The sequence below is a fragment of the Pelagibacterium luteolum genome (assembly GCF_900100665.1).
Taxonomy (GTDB): Bacteria; Pseudomonadota; Alphaproteobacteria; order Rhizobiales; family Devosiaceae; genus Pelagibacterium; species Pelagibacterium luteolum.
In genome coordinates this window covers 1-19,796 of record NZ_FNCS01000028.1, presented here as the reverse complement: position 1 = coordinate 19,796, position 19,796 = coordinate 1, and the positions used below count along the sequence as shown (strand labels likewise).

The 19,796-nt window shown below is 59.3% G+C and carries 22 protein-coding genes and 1 pseudogene; 11 read left to right on the top strand and 12 right to left on the bottom strand.

The features are described 5' to 3' along the window. Positions 1–91: 91 nt before the first annotated feature. Complete coding sequence (locus BLR31_RS20310) at positions 92–529, bottom strand: acetyltransferase (protein ID WP_090600098.1); 438 nt, start codon at positions 527–529, stop codon at positions 92–94. Between the two features lie 89 nt (positions 530–618). Between BLR31_RS20310 and BLR31_RS20305 the strand changes: the two are divergent. After that, positions 619–1,379 (top strand): annotated as a pseudogene (locus tag BLR31_RS20305) (IS5 family transposase). 174 nt (positions 1,380–1,553) lie between these two features. Here BLR31_RS20305 and BLR31_RS20300 read toward each other — a convergent pair. After that, a complete protein-coding gene (locus BLR31_RS20300; protein WP_342027608.1) occupies positions 1,554–1,808 on the bottom strand; it encodes a DUF305 domain-containing protein in 255 nt (84 codons plus the stop codon). Positions 1,809–2,008: 200 nt separating this feature from the next. On the opposite strand from BLR31_RS20300, the gene BLR31_RS20295 reads away from it, so the two are divergent. The 6 genes from BLR31_RS20295 (at position 2,009) to BLR31_RS20270 (ending at position 7,472) form a co-directional block, all read left to right on the top strand. Further along, positions 2,009–2,635, top strand: a complete 627-nt coding sequence (locus BLR31_RS20295) for a TetR/AcrR family transcriptional regulator (protein WP_090600061.1) — start codon at positions 2,009–2,011, stop codon at positions 2,633–2,635. A gap of 880 nt (positions 2,636–3,515) precedes the next feature. Next, positions 3,516–3,731, top strand: a complete 216-nt coding sequence (locus BLR31_RS20290) for a hypothetical protein (RefSeq protein ID WP_143009477.1) — start codon at positions 3,516–3,518, stop codon at positions 3,729–3,731. A gap of 88 nt (positions 3,732–3,819) precedes the next feature. Beyond that, the gene (locus tag BLR31_RS20285) at positions 3,820–4,791 is read left to right on the top strand and encodes a Bug family tripartite tricarboxylate transporter substrate binding protein (protein WP_090600054.1); all 972 of its coding nucleotides are present in this window, start codon (positions 3,820–3,822) and stop codon (positions 4,789–4,791) included. 87 nt (positions 4,792–4,878) lie between these two features. Continuing rightward, the gene (locus BLR31_RS20280; RefSeq protein WP_090600050.1) at positions 4,879–5,328 is read left to right on the top strand and encodes a tripartite tricarboxylate transporter TctB family protein; all 450 of its coding nucleotides are present in this window, start codon (positions 4,879–4,881) and stop codon (positions 5,326–5,328) included. Beyond that, the gene (locus BLR31_RS20275; protein WP_090600047.1) at positions 5,328–6,851 is read left to right on the top strand and encodes a tripartite tricarboxylate transporter permease; all 1,524 of its coding nucleotides are present in this window, start codon (positions 5,328–5,330) and stop codon (positions 6,849–6,851) included. Before BLR31_RS20280 ends, BLR31_RS20275 begins: the two co-directional genes overlap by 1 nt. Positions 6,852–6,857: 6 nt before the next feature. Further along, the gene (locus BLR31_RS20270) at positions 6,858–7,472 is read left to right on the top strand and encodes a glutathione S-transferase family protein (RefSeq protein ID WP_090600045.1); all 615 of its coding nucleotides are present in this window, start codon (positions 6,858–6,860) and stop codon (positions 7,470–7,472) included. A 12-nt stretch (positions 7,473–7,484) separates the two neighbouring features. Here BLR31_RS20270 and BLR31_RS20265 read toward each other — a convergent pair whose 3' ends face one another. The 7 genes from BLR31_RS20265 to BLR31_RS20235 form a co-directional block, all read right to left on the bottom strand. After that, positions 7,485–8,183 (bottom strand): GntR family transcriptional regulator, encoded by a 699-nt coding sequence (locus BLR31_RS20265; RefSeq protein WP_244505173.1) that lies wholly within the window; start codon positions 8,181–8,183, stop codon positions 7,485–7,487. A 119-nt stretch (positions 8,184–8,302) separates the two neighbouring features. Continuing rightward, on the bottom strand, positions 8,303–8,926 hold the full coding sequence (locus BLR31_RS20260; RefSeq protein ID WP_143009476.1) for a carboxymuconolactone decarboxylase family protein: 624 nt from the start codon (positions 8,924–8,926) through the stop codon (positions 8,303–8,305). Continuing rightward, positions 8,923–10,116 carry a CaiB/BaiF CoA transferase family protein gene (locus BLR31_RS20255; protein WP_090600042.1) on the bottom strand — a complete coding sequence of 398 codons (1,194 nt, stop codon included), beginning with the start codon at positions 10,114–10,116 and terminating at the stop codon, positions 8,923–8,925. The genes BLR31_RS20260 and BLR31_RS20255 overlap by 4 nt, the downstream gene beginning before the upstream one ends. A gap of 9 nt (positions 10,117–10,125) precedes the next feature. Next, positions 10,126–10,779 carry a glutathione S-transferase family protein gene (locus BLR31_RS20250; protein ID WP_090600039.1) on the bottom strand — a complete coding sequence of 218 codons (654 nt, stop codon included), beginning with the start codon at positions 10,777–10,779 and terminating at the stop codon, positions 10,126–10,128. Further along, complete coding sequence (locus tag BLR31_RS20245) at positions 10,776–11,561, bottom strand: alpha/beta fold hydrolase (protein ID WP_090600036.1); 786 nt, start codon at positions 11,559–11,561, stop codon at positions 10,776–10,778. The genes BLR31_RS20250 and BLR31_RS20245 overlap by 4 nt, the downstream gene beginning before the upstream one ends. A gap of 1 nt (position 11,562) precedes the next feature. Beyond that, positions 11,563–12,324, bottom strand: a complete 762-nt coding sequence (locus BLR31_RS20240) for an enoyl-CoA hydratase-related protein (RefSeq protein WP_090600032.1) — start codon at positions 12,322–12,324, stop codon at positions 11,563–11,565. A gap of 14 nt (positions 12,325–12,338) precedes the next feature. After that, positions 12,339–14,372 carry a 3-hydroxyacyl-CoA dehydrogenase NAD-binding domain-containing protein gene (locus BLR31_RS20235; RefSeq protein WP_090600028.1) on the bottom strand — a complete coding sequence of 678 codons (2,034 nt, stop codon included), beginning with the start codon at positions 14,370–14,372 and terminating at the stop codon, positions 12,339–12,341. 141 nt (positions 14,373–14,513) lie between these two features. On the opposite strand from BLR31_RS20235, the gene BLR31_RS20230 reads away from it, so the two are divergent. Genes BLR31_RS20230 through BLR31_RS20215 form a run of 4 tightly spaced genes read left to right on the top strand, consistent with a single transcriptional unit; the run spans position 14,514 to position 17,744 of the window. Continuing rightward, on the top strand, positions 14,514–15,494 hold the full coding sequence (locus BLR31_RS20230; protein WP_090600026.1) for a Bug family tripartite tricarboxylate transporter substrate binding protein: 981 nt from the start codon (positions 14,514–14,516) through the stop codon (positions 15,492–15,494). 59 nt (positions 15,495–15,553) lie between these two features. After that, a complete protein-coding gene (locus BLR31_RS20225) occupies positions 15,554–16,150 on the top strand; it encodes a flavin reductase family protein (protein WP_090600022.1) in 597 nt (198 codons plus the stop codon). Beyond that, positions 16,147–16,971, top strand: coding sequence for an alpha/beta fold hydrolase (locus BLR31_RS20220; protein WP_090600020.1), 825 nt, complete (start codon positions 16,147–16,149; stop codon positions 16,969–16,971). The genes BLR31_RS20225 and BLR31_RS20220 overlap by 4 nt, the downstream gene beginning before the upstream one ends. After that, on the top strand, positions 16,968–17,744 hold the full coding sequence (locus tag BLR31_RS20215) for an alpha/beta fold hydrolase (RefSeq protein WP_090600017.1): 777 nt from the start codon (positions 16,968–16,970) through the stop codon (positions 17,742–17,744). Before BLR31_RS20220 ends, BLR31_RS20215 begins: the two co-directional genes overlap by 4 nt. Positions 17,745–17,771: 27 nt before the next feature. Here the strand turns inward: BLR31_RS20215 and BLR31_RS20210 are convergent, their stop codons facing one another. The 3 genes from BLR31_RS20210 to tnpC all read right to left on the bottom strand — a co-directional run. Next, positions 17,772–18,725 carry a Bug family tripartite tricarboxylate transporter substrate binding protein gene (locus tag BLR31_RS20210; RefSeq protein ID WP_090600015.1) on the bottom strand — a complete coding sequence of 318 codons (954 nt, stop codon included), beginning with the start codon at positions 18,723–18,725 and terminating at the stop codon, positions 17,772–17,774. A 36-nt stretch (positions 18,726–18,761) separates the two neighbouring features. Beyond that, a complete protein-coding gene (locus BLR31_RS22265; RefSeq protein WP_342027607.1) occupies positions 18,762–19,109 on the bottom strand; it encodes a hypothetical protein in 348 nt (115 codons plus the stop codon). Positions 19,110–19,111: 2 nt separating this feature from the next. Then, positions 19,112–19,796: IS66 family transposase (gene tnpC, locus BLR31_RS20200; RefSeq protein WP_143009475.1), on the bottom strand; the 685-nt coding region annotated here is incomplete at its 5' end.

Below are 19,796 nucleotides of genomic sequence, written 5' to 3'. Positions count from 1 at the left end.
CCGAATGCGAGCTGACCCGCCCAGACTAGGTCGTGAACCCATTAATCTCAGCGCAACGAAGCTGCCGCGTTTGATTCCCGAGGTCGGCCAGTCAGTTCACATATTCTAGCTGGATGAGTGGATATGGCCTGCCCTGTCCGTCAATTGGCGAACGGCCCGTCCGCCTGAATCCCATTCGTTCATAGAAGCGAACAGCTTGATCATTCTGTTCGTTGACATCGGTTGTCATTCTTGGATGACGGGCGAGGCCATGCTTCACCAGGGCAGCACCAATGCCGGTTCCGCGCCGGGCGGGATCAACGAATAGCGCTTCCATGTGTCCTTCGTCGATTAGCATGAATGCCAGCGGGTGGTCATTTTCATCAACTGCCAGCCAGAGTGGAGCTTGCGGAAGGAAACCGCACACCATTTCGTCAATGGCGAGACGATCCTCAGTCGTGAGAAAGTCGTGCGTAGCGTCAACTGCGCCTCGCCAAATTTCAATGAAGCGGGTGCCCTCGTCGGGGCGGGAAGGTCGGATCATAACCATGGTCTCGGGATACAATGCTTTGATCAAAAGAGTAAAGCGAGTTACCCAATGGACTTATATTTCGCTGCCAATTCTGATTCAGGCTCGGCATGAGCCGTTATGACTTGACTGACTTCGAGTGGCGCGTGATTGAGCCGCTCCTGCCCAACAAACCGCGAGGCGTGCCACGCGTAGACGATCGTCGCGTTCTGAATGGGATTTTCTGGGTGCTGCGGTCCGGTGCGCCGTGGCGCGACCTACCCGAACGCTAAGGTCCGCGTACCATCTGCTACAACCGTTTCGTGCGGTGGGCCGGGGTGGGGAACCGGATGATGGACACCATCACCGCTGCGCACGATGGCGACATCCAGATGATCGACAGCACTTCCGTTCGCGCTCACCAACAGGCCGCAACGGCAAAAAGGGGGATCGAGATCATTGTCTCGGTCGCTCCCGAAGCGGCCTCACAACCAAAATCCAATGGGTCGTCGAAGGGCAGGGCCTCCCGATCCGAATGAAACTGTCCGCCGGGCAAAGTCATGATGGTCAAGCCGCTGACGATTTGCTGGACCATGTCGGTGCCGGAACAATAGTGCTCGCGGACAAGGCATATGATGCCGATCGTATCCGGGCATCTCTCCGCGAGACAGGAGCGTTCGCCAATATACCGCCCAAGGCCAACCGGAGGTCAAAACCCTACTTCAGCACATGGCTGTATCGCGAGCGCAACCTGATCGAGCGCTTCTTCTCCAAGCTGAAGCACTTCCGCAGGATCGCAGCCCGCTACGACAAGCTGGCCGAAAACTTCCTCGCCATGGTCCAACTCGCCTCAATGCGCCTATGGCTACGAGTTTATGAGTCTACGGCCTAAACAAGCATCTTCTGCGAACAAATAGGTTCGCCGCACCAAGCGTGTGGTCGAGCAGTTAGCGATCTTCAAAACCTCTCAATGTCGGGTCCGCGCCACCATTCTCGATGTCGGCGGCTCGGCAGCGGGTCCTGCCGGCCGTGATCCCCAACTACTCCTAGGTCGACCCCAACGGCTTCAGGTTCCTGACCTGAGGCCATTCAATTGATTTAGAGCGCAACCGTGGAGGCAGGTCGGATGCAGTTGTGGGGGCGGGTTCTGCTCGAGCTCGGCAATCAGCCGCTTCATCTGCGCTATCTCGCGTACCTGGGCCTCGATGCTGTCGTCGGCAAGCTCCCGCACGCGTGGATCACGTATGTGCGCCTGTATACTTGTGAGGACGGCAATCGAATGATGAGGAATCATCGCTCGCATGTAGTTGACGTCACTCACCGTTTCCTGGCCCCTCACCAGCCATAACGAAGGGGCCAGGCCCGAACGTCATTGTGCCTAGAGCCAGCGGACTGACCGTAAGGCCGGAACGTCCCAGAGTGCGGAAATCGGTGAGTGACATAATCCAACTTTCATAGTGATCGATATGGAATCGGTAAAACTATTGCCTGAGCAGGTCAAGGCGTTTATTAGTGATCACTATGAAACAGGAAGTCCCGCGCAAAACTGGTCGGCCGCTATCGTTCAATCGTGGCAAGGCACTGGAACAGGCCATGCTGACGTTCTGGCGCCATGGCTACGAAACCAGTTCAATCAGTGAGCTGACAGCCGCCATGGGGATATCTGCCCCGAGCCTTTACGCCGCCTATGGCGACAAGAAGCAGCTCTTTCTGGAGGCGATGCAGCTCTATGCAGGGTCGCCCTACGACATGGAGCTGGCGCTGTCCGAGGCACCGACGGCGCGCGAAGCCGCGGAGCGCATGCTGGTTGCGGCGGTTGAGGCCTTTACCGGAGAACTGACGCCGCGCGGTTGCTTGCTCGCCAGCGCCACGGCCAGTGGCTCTGAGGCTTCAGCAGAGGTGCAGCATGCCGTGGCCCAGGTGCGGCAGGATATAAAGTTACGGCTTAAGAAGAGAATTGACCGCGATGTCTCCCAAGGTCTTCTACCAGCCGACACCAATAGCGACAGCCTTGCGGGCCTGGTCATTGCCGTAATCCAGGGATTGTCAGTGCTTGCCCGCGATGGCGGCGATAGACCGTACTTGCTCACAATAGCACGCGCTGCGACAAATGCTTGGCCAAAACCGCGATCTGGCGATGCGAACTGATGGCGCCCCGCAAATCTTAGCCCCACGAACTCAGACGAATCCTGCTTTCGCGTAATGGTATCAAGGGCCGCTTTTGCTATACCCGCTTGTTGTGTGAATGACCCTTTTGGCGTCGACCAGGGAACGGCGGCTTTCTTCCGTCTTTGCCAGAACCGGACCAACCGGTTTTGGCCCCTCTCCCGCCGTTGTGCTGATGGCGGGATTCTCGCGTGGATGACCGAGATGGCTGGAAGTGGAATGGCGGCTCTCGGGTAACTGGATGGCGTAGGCGGTCGTTTGGCCATGGCCGGGGGCACGACGCGGGTGTCGGACTGTGCGTCTCCTATTTGGCCTTTGCAAATTGGGGGTACACTGTGGAGCCATCCTCTCCCGACCAATCGAAAGTAGGTTTCCGACCGATTGAAAGTTGAGACCCGTCCATTTGAAAGCGTGTTTATGGCAGATTGGACGTTGGGATCTGGCCGATTGAAAGCGACTACGTTACGCCCAAGCATCGGCGTGATCTTGCAGCTCCTGACGGTCGCCCTGCATCTCTAGTAAAACGTAACGCGTGCGTCGTCACGATAGTATGCGGAGCGGTGGAGTCCGGTGGCGATCGGATATCATGTAGCGCAGCCTTGCGAACAGACCCAGGTGCATCGGCTTGTCGAAGATCCTAGCCAAGCAGACATTGGTTCTAGAGCCGCTTTGCTAAAAATCATTGCACGATCATGAGGCGCAAAAGCCGCACCATGGGGGTGGCGCCGGATCGGGCGATCCGATTGCACCATGCCTAAGCCTGTGTCCATCCCATCAACCCGTGTGGTCTATCGAGGTGGGGCCATCGAAAACCGGCGGCGGCGATGCGGTGACGGATTATGTGCGCTTGAGCAGAAATGAGATGACCCAGATTGACCGCTGGGCCCGAGCTCAACACAGACATGCCGGGCGATTTGCGCGAACCACCACGTCGACGGAGATCGGCACGACGCTCGAAGCCCTGATCCTCGGCGATGCGCATTCGCCGCCCGCGCAGAACACTCCGGCCGCATGGCTGGAATGCAGTGAAGTGGCGGCTTGCTATTGCGGTCGACGATCTTCGTCGATAGGCGCATAGCCGACCGGTGGCCAAGCCTTGGCTGCACAGGAACCCCATTGACAAAAGACAAAAGATTATATTTATCACTTTTAAAGAGGAGAAAATCATGAAGTCTTTGTCTTTTCAGGTTGCTGGACTGTGTGCGAGCTCTTTTGTGGCGATGGCCATGATGGCCGGGACCGCTGTGGCTCAATCTTATCCCGAAACCACGGTGCGCATCGTGGTGCCCTACCCGGCTGGCGGGACGGCCGATGCCGTGGCACGGACGCTGGCGGGCGGGCTGAGCACCAAGCTTGGCGCGAACTTTATCGTCGAGAACCAAGGCGGCGCTTCGGGGATGATCGGCACGACCTATGTCAGCCAGGCAGCGGCCGATGGCTACACGCTGATGCTGGGCGCCAACAATATCTTTTCGATCCTGCCCCATGTGTCCGAAACCCAGGTCGATCCGCTGACCGCGCTGGTGCCCGTCGCAAAGGTCGCCGATTCCCAGCGCCTGCTCGCGGTGCATCCTTCGTTGCCTTACGAGGATATCGACGCGTTTTTGGCCCATATCCAGGAAAGCGACGATCTCAATTACGCCTCTTCGGGCATCGGTTCGACCCCACATATCCTGACCGAATTTTTCCTCTCCGAAGTGGGTGGGGAGATGAACCATATTCCCTATCCCGGGGCCAATCCGGCGCTCAATGACGTTTTGGCCGGTTATGTCGATGTCATGATCGATACCGTGGTCATCCCGCAGGTCGAAGCGGGCGCGTTGCGCGGGCTGGTGGTGTTCGGTAGCGAGCGGCTGGCTAATCTGCCCGATATCCCCACGCTCGAAGAAGCAGGCCTTACCGGTATTCCCGCTTCGGGATGGACCGGGCTGTTCGCGCCGGCCGATACGCCCGTCGAAATCGTCGCGCAGTTGAGCGATGCAATTGCCGAGCTTTACGAGGACGAAGCGTTCAGAGCCAGCGTCACCAATCTGGGCGTTGCGCCGGACTTTCAGGAATATGAAACGTTCCAGCAATCGATACTCTCCGACAGCCAGATGTTCGGGGAATTCATCGCCACGCTCGATATCGAGGAATGACCCGAAAGGGGCCCGGACGGTTTATACCAGCCGGGCCCGATTGTTCCCCAAGACTTTAGCGCCCTGGTAAAACCCCTGGGAGGATCAATGCTCAAGCTCGATCTGCGTGACATCGCCTGTGGCGTGCTTCTTCTCTCCACCGGCATTTTTATAGCCGGTTACGCATGGACGATGCTCGATATCGGCACCATCCAGCGCATGGGGCCGGGCATGTTTCCCATGGCGGTCGGGGTATTGCTGGCCGGGTTCGGCATAGCCATTGCGATCCCTGCATTTTTCCGCTCGGGCACGCTCGATCAGGTGGAATGGCGCAGCACCTTTGCGGTGCTGGCGAGCCTTGCGGCCTTTGCCCTGATGTTAAGGCCCTTCGGCCTGATCCCCGCCGCCATCGCCCTGATCGGGATTTCTGCGCTGGCCGAGCCTAAATTCCGGCTCGTTTCGACCCTGGCGCTTTGCATCTTCCTGCCCGCCCTGGCTTATCTCATCTTCAGCCTAGGCCTGGGTCTTCCCCTTACAATGTTTGCGGTGCCGTTCTGATGGATATAGGCAATCTGGCAGGTAACATTTCCCTGGGCCTTTCCACGGCCCTGACGGCGAGCAATTTATTTTACTGCTTTATCGGCGTTCTGCTCGGGACCGTAGTCGGGGTGATCCCGGGCATCGGGGCGCTGGCGGCGATCTCGATGCTGTTTCCGATCACCTTTCATCTCGACCCGACATCGGCCCTGATTATGCTGGCCGGTATCTGGTACGGGACGAGCTATGGCGGCTCGACCGCCTCGATCCTGCTCAACATTCCGGGCACACCGGCAAATGCTATCGTGTGCCTGGATGGCTTTCCCATGTCCCAGCAAGGGCGCGGCGGCGTTGCGTTGTTTATGACGACGGCGGCCTCGTTCATCGGCGGGTCGGTGGGGATCATCCTCATGATGCTGTTCGCCCCGGTGATCGCAAATTACGCCCTCTCTTTCGCCTCGACTGAATATTTCGCGCTGATGATCCTGGGGCTCGTAGCAGCCTCCACCATTTCAGACGGATCGACCCTCAAGGGGCTTGCCATGGTGGTGTTCGGCATTGCCATCGGCACGGTGGGGATGGATCTTTACACCGGGCAGGCGCGCTTTACCTTCGGGGTCTTGGCGCTGTCCGATGGTGTAAACCTCGTGGCGCTGGCCATGGGTCTGTTCGGGGTGGCCGAAATCATCGCCTCGATCCGCAAGGTCGATACGCGGCATCTTGATCGTTCGACGGTGACATTTAGGGCCATGAAGCCCACATCGGACGATGTGCAACGCTCGGCCGGACCGGTGGCGCGCGGATCGGCTCTGGGGTCATTTTTCGGCACGCTGCCGGGCACCGGGCCTGCGGTGGCGGCGTTTTTGGCCTACGCCATCGAAAAGCGGATTTCCAAAACGCCCGAACGGTTCGGTAAAGGCGCTATCGAAGGCATCATGGCGCCGGAATCGGCAAACAACGCCGCCGACCAAACGTCCTTTATCCCCACAATGGCTCTGGGCATTCCTGGCAGCGCCACCATGGCGCTCATGCTCGGTGCGCTCATCATTCACGGGATTACTCCCGGGCCGCAATTGATGACGCAGCAGCCAAGCCTGTTCTGGGGCCTGGTCATGAGTTTCTGGATTGGCAATCTCTTGTTAGTCGTGCTCAATGTCCCGCTGATCGGGCTATGGGTGCGCCTGTTGCTGGTGCCCTATCACTTGCTCTATCCGGCAGTTTTGATGTTCATCGGGATCGGGGTTTATACGGTCAATAACAATCCGTTCGATATCTGGATGGTCACCCTGTTCGGCGCCCTGGGCTATCTCATGCGCCTGCTCAAGCTCCCTGCCGCGCCTTTGCTGCTCGGCTTCGTGCTCGGTCCGCTCATGGAAGAGCATTTCCGCCGCGCCATGCTGGTGGCGCGGGGCGACATGATGGTGTTTATCGAGCGGCCCATTTCCGCGACCGTGCTGGCGCTGACAGTGGCGCTGATCGTCTGGAACGCGCTTTCGTCCTATAAACGCTGGGCAAAGCGCAAGGCTCTGGCCATGGCGGGATAAAACGCGATGAAACTCTTCTGGTCATCACGCTCCCCTTTCGTGCGTCAGGTGATGATCGTGGCTCACGAACAAGGCCTCGAGAGGCAAATCGAGCTGATCGCTGAAACGGTCGCCATGGCGGCGCCCAACGCGCGCGTGATGGCCCACAATCCCCTGAACAAGATACCTGTTCTGATTCTCGACAATGGCGGCGTGCTCTATGATTCCCGGGTGATCATCGATTATCTCGATACGATCGCTGGCGGGGTGCCGCTTATTCCGATCGGGGCTAATGCGCGGTTGTCCGCCCTGCGGCAGCAGGCCCTTGGCATGGGGCTGCTCGATCTGGCCGTGTTGTGGCGAAGCGAAATGATGCGCCCTGTGCCGCAGCAAAACCAGGCGCTGCTTAAGAGTTTTGCAGCAAAGTTCGAAGCGGGGCTGAGTGTTCTCGAGGGCGAGGCCGATGAGTTGGCAGGGACCGAAATGACGGTCGGCCATATCGCACTTGCTACGGTACTAGCCTATCTCGACTTTAGGTTTCAATCTCTCGATTGGCGGCGCGCGCATCCGCATGCGGCCGAATTCGCCGCCATTCTGGAACAGCGGCCTGCCTTTCAGGCGACACGATTGTCGGACGGGTGAGCGGCATGAAGCCTATTTGAGTTTGAAATCGATGCGGACCTTATCGCCACGATAGATGCCGTCCGCGACCAGAATAATCTCCCCCGTGCTATCGACGGCAACGCGTTCAACCCGGGCGACGGGCTGGCTCAGGGCGATGTTGAGGAGATCGGAGGTCACGAGGTCAGCACTGTCGATGGTGAGAATTTGAGTGGCGTCGGTGATTTCGACGCCTTTGAGATCAGCCACCAGCCTAAGCGCGGTTTTCTGGCTGTATTCGGCTTCAGAAATCAACGGTGCAATGCGCTCGGACACATAGACATCGGCTAAGAGAAACGCTTCGCCGTCGCGGGTGTGGCGGCGGCGCAAATGCCTGTAGCCGGGCGCCGGGGTGCCGATCCGCTCCTCCTTTACGGGCAGGGACACATCGCGATCGTCGGAAAGGATTTCAATCTGCGCGTTGTCACGAGCGATTAGCATCCCGCTCCAATCGGTCTGCACCTGGCACCATAAATCCCGGGCCGGGCGCTGGCGCACGAACGTGCCTTTGGCCCGAAACCGCTCGATCAACCCCTCTCCTTCCAGGATCGAGAGCGCTTGCCGGATGGTCATCGTCGCCACTCCGCATTCGCGCGAAAGTTCCTCGACGGTGGGGATTTGCAGCCCCACCGGCCAGGTGCCTACCTCGATGCGCTGGCGGAAAAGGCTCGCCAATTGGATGTAGCGTGCCACCGTACTCTTTTTCAACGCGGCCAGCGTGCTGGATTGCCCGACCATCCTCATCCTCAAATACGAGAAAACTGCATCTGGTTATGACATGCCCGATAGGGGCAAGGCTAGCAAGCGCCAGTTCAGTCCGTCAGGCCGGGAAGAAACGAGGGCGCCTTAGGCGGATGGATTTCGCGCGTTTTCAAATGCTCTTCGACGCTGTTTGGGAGCGGGATGCCATGAACATTCAGTGTCAGCGCCACCATGCCGTAATACCCTACCAGCGCCGTCAATTCGACCACCCCGCCTTCGCCCCATCTGGCCAGCACCTGATCATAGGCCGCATCGGTAACATTGGTGGTGTTGAGGAGCTGAGAAACGAAGCTGTAGATCTCCCGGTCCAGCGGATCGGTGAGGATGGGCGCCGACCCATCGCGGATCGCATCGATGATCGCATCGTCCAGTCCCGCAGCTTGGGCGATGGTGCGATGGATACTCCATTCGACCTCGCTGTTCCAGAACCTTGCTGTCATCAAGACGGCCAGCTCGGACAGGCGCGGCGGCAGGCGCGTGCCAAAGCGCAGGCTTTCGCCCAATTTGCTCCACTGTTCGGCAAGGCGCGGGACATGCAGTGCGGCGCGCAAGGGGCCGACCAATTTTCCCCGTCGCCCGTCCACGATCTGACTGTAGACCCGTTGCTGATCGTCATCCATTCCGTCCCGGTCAGGCAGGGAAATCCTAAGCTTTTGCGCTAGAGCTTTACTCATCGGCGCACCTCCTGGGAGGCCAGTTGCGAGAGGATCTCGTCGGTATGTTCGCCCAAAAGGGGCGGCGCCTTATCAAAGGACAGACCGCTCTGTGCGAACCGCATGGGACTGACCACCTGTTTGAGCGTGCCCGAAAGCGGATGGGCAAGATCGCGCACCATCTGGCGATGTTTGACCTGCGGATCTTCGAACACCATGGGGACCGTATTTATCGGCCCACACGGCACCTTGGCTGCGCCGAGTTTTTCCACCCAATAGGCCAAGGGGTGCTGCAAAAGCCGTTCGGAAATCATCGGGTGCAGGGTTTCGAGATGGACCACGCGAGCGGCATTGGTCGCGAACTTTTCGTCCTCGGCCCATTCGGGCCGTTCGAGCACCGCGGCAAAGCGTGCGAATTGTTCGTCATTGCCAACGGCCAGCACCATATGGCCATCTTGTGTGACAAATACATCCTGGGGCTGGATGTTGGGATGCCTGTTGCCCTTGCGCGAAGGCACCTGCCCGCCAACCAGAAAATTCATCGCCTGATTGGCCAGCATGGCGACCGACACATCGAGCATGGCGATATCGACATAATCGCCCTGGCCCGACTGGTCGCGTTTGGCCAGAGCGGCCAAGACGGCGATGGTCGCATACATGCCGGTCATGATATCGACGATGGGAATGCCAACCTTTTGCGGCCCACCGCCGGGCTGACCGTCGGTCTCCCCCGTCACGCTCATCAGGCCCCCCATGGCTTGGATCATGAAATCATAGGCCACTTCGCCACTGCGCGGTCCATCCGTCCCAAAGCCGGTGATCGAGCAATAGATGAGTGCGGGATTGACCACTTTGAGATCGTCATATCCCAGCCCGTAGCGCGCCAAGGTGCCGGTTTTGAAGTTTTCCAGAACGATGTCGGATGTCCGGGCCAGATCGCGCACGACGGCTTGGCCCTCTTCAGTCGAAATATCGATTTCGATCGAGCGCTTGCCGCGATTGACCGAGAGATAATAGCCCGATTCTTTGGTCTTGCTGCCATCGCTGGCCGTCAGATAAGGCGGGCCCCAGCGGCGCGTATCGTCACCCTCGCCCGCCCTCTCCACCTTGATGACGTCGGCGCCTAGATCGGCAAGGATTTGCCCGGCCCAGGGGCCGGCCATGATGCGGCTCATATCGAGAACGCGAATGTGAGAAAGTGGTCCTGCCAAAATACGCTCCTAAATCTTCAAATCCATGGACGGCCCCGTCTCGGCGAGATCGTCTTTGACCCCGGTCGCCTTGACCGAAGGCCGTCCGGCCACCTGCCGCTCCCAAGTGGCAAGGCCCGGATATCCGGCGCGCCATCCGCTGTCGGGAAAGCGGAAGTCGGCCTGGCCCAAAGCGCAGATGACGGCGATCTGCCCGATCCCAAATGGGGCCCGCTCCAATTTATCGGCGCTCTTGGCCAACGCCGAAAAACATGCTCTGATCTTGGCGCCCAGCGAGGCCAACCGTTCCGGATCACCGCCCGACGCACCGGTTTTTTCGATGCGATAAAGGAGCAAATTTTCGGTCAATCCATCCCCGAGCGCCTGCCAGCGCATCTGCGTGCGGCGCACAGGGCCCGAACTTGGAACGAGGGCATCCCCACCCGCAAAATGCCGGGCCAGAAATTCGCAGATGAGCGCCGAATCCAGGATCGGCTCGCCATCGGGCACGAGCAGAACCGGAATGCGGCCCAAAGGATTGTGTGCCATGATCTCGGGGTTGGGGACGCCCCTTGGCGTGGCCACGGCGCGGATCAGCTCAACCGATTGGACCTGGTCGAGTTCGTGCAGAAGGATCATCACCTTCCGTACAAAAGGCGATCGAGGCGACCACAGGAGCTTCATGAGTGGCCGCCCTGGGCGAAATCAGCCAATATGCCGGTAAGCACGGTATTGAACGCCTCGGGGCGTTCGAAATTGGGAACATGGCCCGCGCTCTCTATGGCCACGAACCGTGCATGTCCATGCCGCGCGGCGAGCGCTTTCATCGTGTCCGGCATGGCCCCATCCTGGGCCCCGGCAACCAGCGCAAGCGGGACGGCAACCTTATTAAAAGCGGCGGTCTGGTCATAATCCATGAGCAGAGAGGCGCAGGCGATGAAGCCTTCGAGCGGCGTTGCGGAAATCATATCCGCCAGCGTTTCTGCCTTTGGGCCGGTGCGGTTTTCCGGTTGCAGCCAGCGGGCAATCGTCTGGGCCGCGATGGCGCCCATGCCCTCGCTTTGCGCGGTCGCAATCCTCTCGGACCAGAAGCCTTGCGAACTGGGCGTGCTCGCGGCCTGTCCGTCAACGAAAATTAGGCCAGAAAACCGACCCGGCTGGTGTGCGTAAGCGGCAAGACCGGTCGGAACGCCCATCGAGAGGCCGACATAAAGGCATGTCGTAATCTCTTCCCTGTCGAGCAGGTCGAGCAGATCCTGCCCCAGATCGTCAAAGGAAAAACCGGGCGCGCCGAGCGGGGAGCCGCCATGGCCGCGCTGGTCGTAACGCATGATATTATAGTGCCCGGAAAGGGCTCTAGCCTGGGCATCCCAGATAGAAAGATCGGTCATCAGCGAATTGCCGAACATAATCCAGGGCGCATCGGCACCGGCGTGTTCGATCCGAGAAAAAAGCGAGGCTCCCATATCAGCGCCCTACCCAGATAGGAGCGCGTTTTTCCACCACGGCGCGGGTCGCTTCTCGCGCGTCTTCTGTGGCCATCAGTTTTGTGGAATAGGCCTGCTCATGCTCATAGCCTGCCTCGGTCTGCATGAATTCGACCTCGTTGAGCGCGCGCTTGGCCATGCGCAAACCGATGGGCGCCTTGGCGGCGATGGTCTGGGCCAAGCCATGTGCCGTCATCGCGAGATCGTCGAACGGGACGACCTCCTGCACAAAACCGAGACGGTACGCCTCCTGGGCCGAAATGGGCTGGCCGGTGAAATACATCTTGCGCAACATGCCTTGGGGCAGATGGCGCTGCATATGGCTGGCGCCACCGCATCGCCCCACATTGATTTCCGGCATGCCAAAGCGCGCGTTTTCCGACGCAATGCGGATATCGCACACTGAAGCGATAACGCAGCCCGCACCCAAAGCCGGTCCGTTGACAGCGGCGATGACAGGAACGGCGGCGTGGCGGATGGCGGCAAAGCACCGTCGGATGATCGCGGCCCGGGCCGGATCGTCTTCGACCGTTGCGGCCAGAAATTCGTTCAGATCCAGCCCGGCACAAAACGCCTTGCTGCCCGCAGCCGAAAAGACCACGCAATTGATGTCGTCCCAGGCGGCGACCGCTTCGAAAATCTCGGCGATTTCCTGATAAATCGATAGCGTGATGGCATTGACCGGCGGACGGTCGAGCGTGATCGTGGCTATGCGATCGGCACGTTCAATTTTAAGGCTCATCTCTCTTCCCGGGTTCAATTCTGGTTTTTAAGCGTGGCGAGCGCGGTGGCGGCATCGCCGCGCCTGAAGGTTACGCCTTCAGCTTGAGCGGCAAGATCTATGGCGCTGTCCAGCGCGGCCGGCTCCATATGCGCGGCGTGCCACATAGGCCCGCCAAGCCAGCGCGGAAACCCGTAACCATGCACGAGCACCACATCGATATCGGAACCGCGCAACGCCACGCCCTCTTCGAGGAGCAAGACCGCTTCATTGACCATGGCGCCAAAACAGCGGGCCTGGATTTCGTGCGATCCGATGGTGCGGGGCGTAATGGCACGCGCCCGGCGCTCGGCATCAATGATCTCAGTGACGATGGGGGATGCAACCGGTTTGCCGTTGGGATAATCATAAAATCCCGCGCCGGTCTTTCGCCCCAGCCGTCCCGCTTCGCACAATTGGTCGGCGATCCGAACATAGCGCGCCTTCGGATCGCGGCTGGCCGCCTGGGCCTGGCGCATGCGCCAGGCGATATCGAGGCCCGAAAGATCGGAGACCGCAAACGGTCCCAACGCCATGCCGAACCCGATCATCGCGGCATCGATCTCCGGCGGCTCCGCCCCGTCTTCGAGCAAGAACTCGGCCTGACGCCGATAGGCGGCATAAATCCGGTTGCCGATAAATCCATAGCTGTTGCGCGCAAAAACAGGCTGCTTGCCCAATTTGCGGGCGATGGCAAATCCGCTCGCGATGGCGCCCGCGCTGCTTGAGGTGCTGCTCACAATCTCGAGCAGCGACATGATATGGGCGGGGCTGAAAAAATGCAGCCCGAAAAACCGCTCGGGATGGGAGACGGCTTCGGCCATAGCGTCGATATCGAGATAGGAGGTGTTGGTGGCGATCAGCGCGTCGGGGGAGAGTACGGCGCTCAACCGCCCCAAAAGATCGCGTTTTACGGCAAGATCTTCAAAGATCGCTTCGAGAGCAAGATCGGCATCTTTGGCGGCCTCGATACTGGCGTTTCCCAACAGGTTTTCGCGCATCGACTGAGCAGCCTCGGGCGTGATCCGACTGGCCGCTATATCTTTTTCGATCAGCGCATCGATCCGGCCTAGCCCCGTGTCGAGCAGGTCCTGATCGCCTTCGATGCCGATGACCTTATATCCCGCGCGCAGGAAGCAATAAGCGATGCCCGCACCCATCGTGCCCAATCCCACGACAGCGACCGCGGCAATGGTTTTGGCTTGGGCATCGAACGGGTTTTTGCTGGCCTGCCGTTCGGCGAAAAACTGATAGCGATAGGCAAAGGCTTCCGGGGTAATGCGGATATCTTGGAAGACCGCGCGCTCGATTTCCAGCCCGTCGCGCAAATCATGTTCGAGCGACTGCAAGGTCAAGTGCGCAGCCTTTTCCGCCGCCGGACGGCCCTTGGCCTTGGCGATCAACTTAGCGCTCAACGACTTGACGGCAGCATGCTCGAAAGGGGCAATTGCCATCGCGTGCAAGGGCCGCTTGGCCAAGCCAGTGTCCGCAAAAGCTAGAGCGTCATCTAGTATATCGCCATCGCTGAGCGCGTCGATGGCGCCCAGATCATAGCCTCTCTGGGCATCGATGCGCTTGGCGCTGACCACCAGTTCGAGTGCCGCTTCCATGCCAACCAAACGCGGCAGGCGCTGCGTACCCCCTGCCCCGGGCACCAGCCCGAGCCCCACTTCCGGCAAGCCGATGCGGGCGCCCGGTTGCGCAATCCGATAATCGCACCCCAAGGCCAATTCAAACCCCCCACCCAGCGCGGCGCCATGAATGGCAGCAATCACCGGCACGGGACAGGCCTCGATTGCCGCGATGACGGCAGGAAGCTGGGGATCCGAAAGCGGCGCGCCAAACTCGCGAATGTCCGAGCCCGCCATAAACGTCTTACCAGCACCGATAATGATCGCAACCTTGATGCCATTGCGATCACCAAGAGCACCGAGCGCTTCCAAAAGCCCAGCCCGTACTTTGGCAGACCCAGCGTTTACCGGTGGATTGTCGATCGTAATCACGGCAACATCGCCCCGGAAACCAAGCATCACTAACCCTAAAAAGCATATTTATATATTTTTCATCTAACAGTCTTTCCTATTGGCTTCAATAGGCATTGAACTTGGGAGACAAGTTTGCGACAACCAATAAGCTATTAAATTAGCTTTTAGGCTTTTGGAGGAGAAAGTATGCCCGTTTCCACATCAATTCTGCCCGTAGCAATGTTGGCGCTTGCAACGATATCCGCTCTGGCCACTCCGGCTTTTGCGGAGTGGCCGCTGGATAAGCCGGTTAAAATTATTGTCCCCGCGACGCCGGGTGGCATGGTCGACATTCCGAGCCGTCTTGCAGCCGAAGCCCTTGCCCGCCAGACGGGAGGCAATTTCATTCTCGAGCACCGCCCGGGCGCAGGCGGCACTATCGGCACCCAGGCTCTTTTGTCAGAGCCCACAAATGGCTATTCGATATTGCTTATCAGTTCGGCGGCAGCCATCGCCCCCACCCTTTACCCCGATACCATTGGCGATCCGCGCGAGGATCTCGTGCCGATCAGCCTGGCGCTAGAAATTCCAATTGCCATAATGGTACCGACCGACAGTCCAATCGATTCCCTTGAAACCATGATCGATATGGCCGAGCAGGTTCCCGGTGGCCTGGCCTATGCATCGGGAGGAACCGGTAGCGGCAATCATTTGACCTCGGAATTGTTACAGCGCGAAACCGGGATTGAAATGGTCCACATTCCCTATGGTGGCGTTTCCGCCGCTTCGACCGGCATGCTTTCGCGCGAAACCGACCTGGCGTTCACAAGCTATGCCGCCGCCAAGGCATTGGCCGATAGCGGTCAGGCGCGGATCATCGCCATTACGGGCGAAAGCCGGCTTGAAATCGATCCCGACATTCCAACAGCGTCTGAAACGGTCCCCGGCTTTGTTTCGATCAACTGGTTCGGCTTTGTCGGAGCCAAAGGCTTCCCTCTCGACATCCGGGACACGATCAAGGCTGAACTCGAAATCGCTCTGACCGATGGGGAGACCGTCGAGCGTGCGCGGACTGCGGGTGTGGACCTGATCTTCTCAGGCCCTGAGCCTTTAGCCGATCACATCGAACAAGACCTCCAGCGCTATAGCGAATTACTCCAATCGATCGATCTATCCTCGCTCCGCTAAATCATGGTTATCCGGGGCGGGCTATCGCCCCGGACACCCTCCATCCTCGGAGATATACGATGTATTACGACCCCCTGAAAAAGGATCATGGGCTTGCCCATGACCCCTTTCTGGCGCTGGTGTCTCCACGACCGATCGGCTGGATTTCCTCGATTGGCGAGACGGGCGTGGTCAATCTTGCGCCCTACAGCTTTTTCAACGCCGTTTCCACCCGCCCGCCGATGGTGATGTTTTCGAGCTCGCAACGCAAGGACAGCCAACACAATGCCGAGCGCTCGGGTGAATTCGTTGCCAATATGGCAACTTATCAACTGAGAGATGCTGTTCTCGCCAGTTCTGCCAATTTCGCCAGCGATCAAAGCGAGCCCGCAGCGATCGGATTGGCGATGGCGCCGTCGATTTCGATCCGCACCCCTCGTGTCGCGCTTTCCCCCGTGGCGCTGGAATGTCGCTATGTTTCAACTATTTCTCTGACCAATGCCGACGGCGCGGAGATCGAGAGCCAGATCATTTTGGGACAAGTGGTTGGCATCTATATTGACGACGCTGCCATCGTGGCGGGCAAGGTCGACCTGTCGCGTCTTCAACCGCTCAGCCGTTTGGGCTATCTCGATTACGGCACCGATCGCGACATCTTTTCTATGGGGCCAGCATGACGATGCTGCCTTCGCTTCCTGCACCGCAATATGCCGAGCTGCCCGGAACGCGTCTGCTCTATCGTGATAACAAAGCATCCGGATCGGTCATCGTCGCCCTTCACGCCAATACCGGCACCAGTGAAACCTGGCATCCACAATTTTCCTTTTTCACCCAGAACCACTACCGGTTTATCGCGTTCGACCGAAGAGGATTGGGCGGCAGCATCGCGCACCCCGAGACCGGGCCACAGCCTGGCAACACGAGCCAAGATCTCGATGCGCTGGTCGATCATCTGGGCCTAACGAGGTTTTTCCTCATGGGCGTGGCAGGCGGCGGTTTCCACACGCTCGATTATGCGGCCTGGCGGCCGGACAGGGTTTTAGGCCTTATCGTCGCCGCATCCAACGGTAGGATCAGCGAGCCGAATATTCAGGCCGCTATCGCCAGGCTCAAGGTCGATCTCGGACCCGATGCTTCCCACGCCTTTGAACTCGGCCCAACCTATCGTATGGAGCAGCCCGATGGCCTCCGCAGGTGGCTCGAAATCGAAGATCGTTCGCGCCAGACGGCAAGCGGTTCACTCCAGCCGCTGCGACAAGCCAATACGTTCGCAAAGCTGGCATCGATCCAATGCCCGGCCCTTGTGATGGCCGGGTGCGCTGATATGCTCGCGCCACCTGCGCTCATGAGATTATGGGCCGACCATATCCAGCATAGCCAGTTCGAGGTTTTCCCCACCGCCGGCCATGCACTGCCATGGGAAGAACCTGAACGCTTCAACCAGCTGTCTCTCGAATTCATTCAAAGACATGCAAGACATGGCGAGCAGATTAGATGATCGAACACGCAACTTTAAAAGCCCCGGGACGCACAATCGGCTATCGGTTTGGGGGCTCCGGGCCACTCATTGTTTTGATTGCCTCCACCGGGCGAGCGGGGTCCGATTTTATGGAGTTGGCCGAAGGGCTGATCGAGCGCGGATTTCAGGTGGCGCTACCTGATCCTCGCGGGATTGGAGAGAGCGATGGCAGGCTCGAGGGGATTGGTTTTTACGATCTGGCCGACGATGTCGCACACATCATCGCGGCGCATGCGGAAAGGGGTTTTGTGGCGGGCCATGCCTATGGCGCCTGGATTGCGCGCACTGTGGCGCAGGCCCATCCTGAGCGTGTCGCGGGCCTGGCGTTGCTCGCGGCCGGGGCGGGTAAATGGCCTGGCCACCTGTCCGGTGCCATCGATATCTTGTGCAACCCCGAGACAAGCCGTGACGACAAACTCGCCGCGTTGCGCATGGCGTTTTTCGCGCCGGGCAACGATCCTGAGGACTGGCTGAGCGGATGGCATGGACCGGTGATGACCGCCCAAAGAGCGGCGCGTGAAAATACAGATGACGCCTGGAAGCGCTCCGGTACGGCACCGATCCTAGACCTTTTGGCCCTGCAGGACCCTTTCCGTCCACCGCAATCTTATACTTTTTATAAGCAGACGCTCGGCGAGCGGGTAAGCGTTCAAACCATAGATAAAGCCAGTCACGCCCTCCCCCATGAACGCCCCGAAGCCGTGGCCGAGGCGCTGGCGGTCTGGATCGAGACGCTGCGCCCTAGATCTTAGAACGCAGCGGCCGATCGTTCGGAGTGCCTATTCGATCTCGATGTTAGCGATGATCGGCGACCAAAGCGCAACTTCGTCCTGGAAATATTGCAGTGTTTCTTCCGGCGTGCCCGAGAGCGGGGAAATCCCCTGGCCGAGCATCAACTCGCGATAGCTGTCCTGGGCGCTGACTTCAATGACGGCCTGGGAGATCTGCTCGATGATCTCGACGGGCGTGTCTCGCGGGGCAAAGATGGCCGACCAATTATAGCTCGCGACGGTCGGTAAGCCAGATTCGGCCATGGTCGGAACGTCGGGAAACTGTTCGAGCCGTTCGGCCGCCGTGATGGCGAGCGGGCGCAGGCCCCCATCCTTTATGGGTCCGGCAAGCGTTGCCACATCGCCCATGATCGCCTGCACCGTGCCACCAAGCACATCGGGGATCGCCATGGAGGTGCCGCGATAGGGGATGTGGACAACATCGATGCCCGCTTCTTGCGCCATCAACTCGATGGCTAGATGGGGCGACGTGGCAAGCCCAGCCGAGGCGACGCTGATCTCGAACGGATTGTCCTGCGCATAAGCGATGAACGCTTCGATACTCTCGATCGGCACGCTGGCAGAAACGGCAAGAACCTGCGGCGAGCGCGAGACAAGCGAGACAGGCACCAAACCGTCCAGCACATCATAGTCCGCCTGTCCGATCGCCGGAGCGATCACCAAAGGTCCGAACGATCCCAGCAACAATCGATAGCCGTCGGGCTCGGCCTGAATGGCCTCCTGCGTTCCGATCGCGCCGCCTGCGCCGGGGCGGTTGTCGATGACCACCGCGTTCGACCAGAGCTCGGACAGCGCCGAGGCGACTAAACGCCCGCTGCCATCGATCGGTCCGCCAGCGGCGAACGGAACGATGAGCTGCACCGCCCGCTCGGGATATTGCGCCACGGCGGTCGTTGCGCCGAACGCACTGAGAACGGCAAGCATGGAAACTAAAATCTTCATATCATCTCCTCCATAATAAGTTATATATATATCTTATTATTTCATTGATGACAATTGAGTACGTCGAATTCCTGGGCACGCCGAGTGTCGCCAGCGTATCCATATTATCATTAAGGTAATGCCGGAAGGTCGTAAGCCTCCGTTGAGGGCCACGGCACTGTCATAGTCCGGCTGATTGGTGTTCTTCGATGAGATTTCGGAGGCACTCGACCCCATCTTCAGTAAAGGCGATCGTGCCACCGTCATCGGCGAGGCTATAGACCAGATCACGCCGTCTTCCGTTTCCATTTCGATGGCGATGTCGAAGATGCGGTCGACCGTCTCGCCGAGCTCGGCAGCGACGCGGTCGATGGTTTTGACGGCATGAACCTTATTGCGCTGCACGATCAGGCGGCCTGACGCGTGGCCTGCGGCACCCAATTCCAGGGAAGAAGTTCTTTGAGCCGGTTCTGCGGCATGTCGGCAATGCGGGCGAGCACGTCGGCGAGCCAGGCCTGGGGATCGATATCGTTGAGCTTGGCCGAGACAATGAGGGTGTACATGAACGCGGCCCGGCGGGCACCGCGGTCCGAACCAGCGAACAGCCACGCTTTTCTGCCAAGGGCAATTCCGCGCAGCGCCCGCTCGGCTGCGTTGTTCGAAAGGCATATGCGGCCATCCTCAAGGAATGCGGCAAAGCCTGTCCAGCGCGCGAGCATATAGTTCATGGCCTTGGCCACGTCCGCGTGACGCGAGAGCTTTTCGCGCTCGGTCATCATATAGGCATGCAGCTCCTCAACCAGTGGCGCGCAAAGCCGCTGCCGCTCGGCAAGGCGCTGATCAGGCGGCAGGCCATAAAGATCACGTTCGATGGCAAAGATCTCGTCGATCCTGCGCACCGCCTCGAGCGCAACCGGAGAGATGGCGCCGCCCTTGCCGTTCTTTTTTCGCACCCTTTCGATATCGGCGAGCTCGAACAAAGGTCGTCGTCCGTGAGCCCAGCAAAAGGCCGGCTGGATAGGCTCACTGCGACGCTCGGGATCGAACAGGCCGTTGTAGCCGGCAAAGGCGTCCACCTGAAGGATGCCGGAA

Coding starts and splice junctions, on each gene's coding strand:
- BLR31_RS20310 (WP_090600098.1), bottom strand. CDS start 529: ATGGTTATGATCCGACCTTCCCGCCCCGACGAGGGCACCCGCTTCATT.
- BLR31_RS20295 (WP_090600061.1), top strand. CDS start 2,009: ATGAAACAGGAAGTCCCGCGCAAAACTGGTCGGCCGCTATCGTTCAAT.
- BLR31_RS20290 (WP_143009477.1), top strand. CDS start 3,516: ATGACCCAGATTGACCGCTGGGCCCGAGCTCAACACAGACATGCCGGG.
- BLR31_RS20285 (WP_090600054.1), top strand. CDS start 3,820: ATGAAGTCTTTGTCTTTTCAGGTTGCTGGACTGTGTGCGAGCTCTTTT.
- BLR31_RS20280 (WP_090600050.1), top strand. CDS start 4,879: ATGCTCAAGCTCGATCTGCGTGACATCGCCTGTGGCGTGCTTCTTCTC.
- BLR31_RS20275 (WP_090600047.1), top strand. CDS start 5,328: ATGGATATAGGCAATCTGGCAGGTAACATTTCCCTGGGCCTTTCCACG.
- BLR31_RS20270 (WP_090600045.1), top strand. CDS start 6,858: ATGAAACTCTTCTGGTCATCACGCTCCCCTTTCGTGCGTCAGGTGATG.
- BLR31_RS20260 (WP_143009476.1), bottom strand. CDS start 8,926: ATGAGTAAAGCTCTAGCGCAAAAGCTTAGGATTTCCCTGCCTGACCGG.
- BLR31_RS20250 (WP_090600039.1), bottom strand. CDS start 10,779: ATGAAGCTCCTGTGGTCGCCTCGATCGCCTTTTGTACGGAAGGTGATG.
- BLR31_RS20245 (WP_090600036.1), bottom strand. CDS start 11,561: ATGGGAGCCTCGCTTTTTTCTCGGATCGAACACGCCGGTGCCGATGCG.
- BLR31_RS20240 (WP_090600032.1), bottom strand. CDS start 12,324: ATGAGCCTTAAAATTGAACGTGCCGATCGCATAGCCACGATCACGCTC.
- BLR31_RS20235 (WP_090600028.1), bottom strand. CDS start 14,372: ATGCTTGGTTTCCGGGGCGATGTTGCCGTGATTACGATCGACAATCCA.
- BLR31_RS20230 (WP_090600026.1), top strand. CDS start 14,514: ATGCCCGTTTCCACATCAATTCTGCCCGTAGCAATGTTGGCGCTTGCA.
- BLR31_RS20225 (WP_090600022.1), top strand. CDS start 15,554: ATGTATTACGACCCCCTGAAAAAGGATCATGGGCTTGCCCATGACCCC.
- BLR31_RS20220 (WP_090600020.1), top strand. CDS start 16,147: ATGACGATGCTGCCTTCGCTTCCTGCACCGCAATATGCCGAGCTGCCC.
- BLR31_RS20215 (WP_090600017.1), top strand. CDS start 16,968: ATGATCGAACACGCAACTTTAAAAGCCCCGGGACGCACAATCGGCTAT.
- BLR31_RS20210 (WP_090600015.1), bottom strand. CDS start 18,725: ATGAAGATTTTAGTTTCCATGCTTGCCGTTCTCAGTGCGTTCGGCGCA.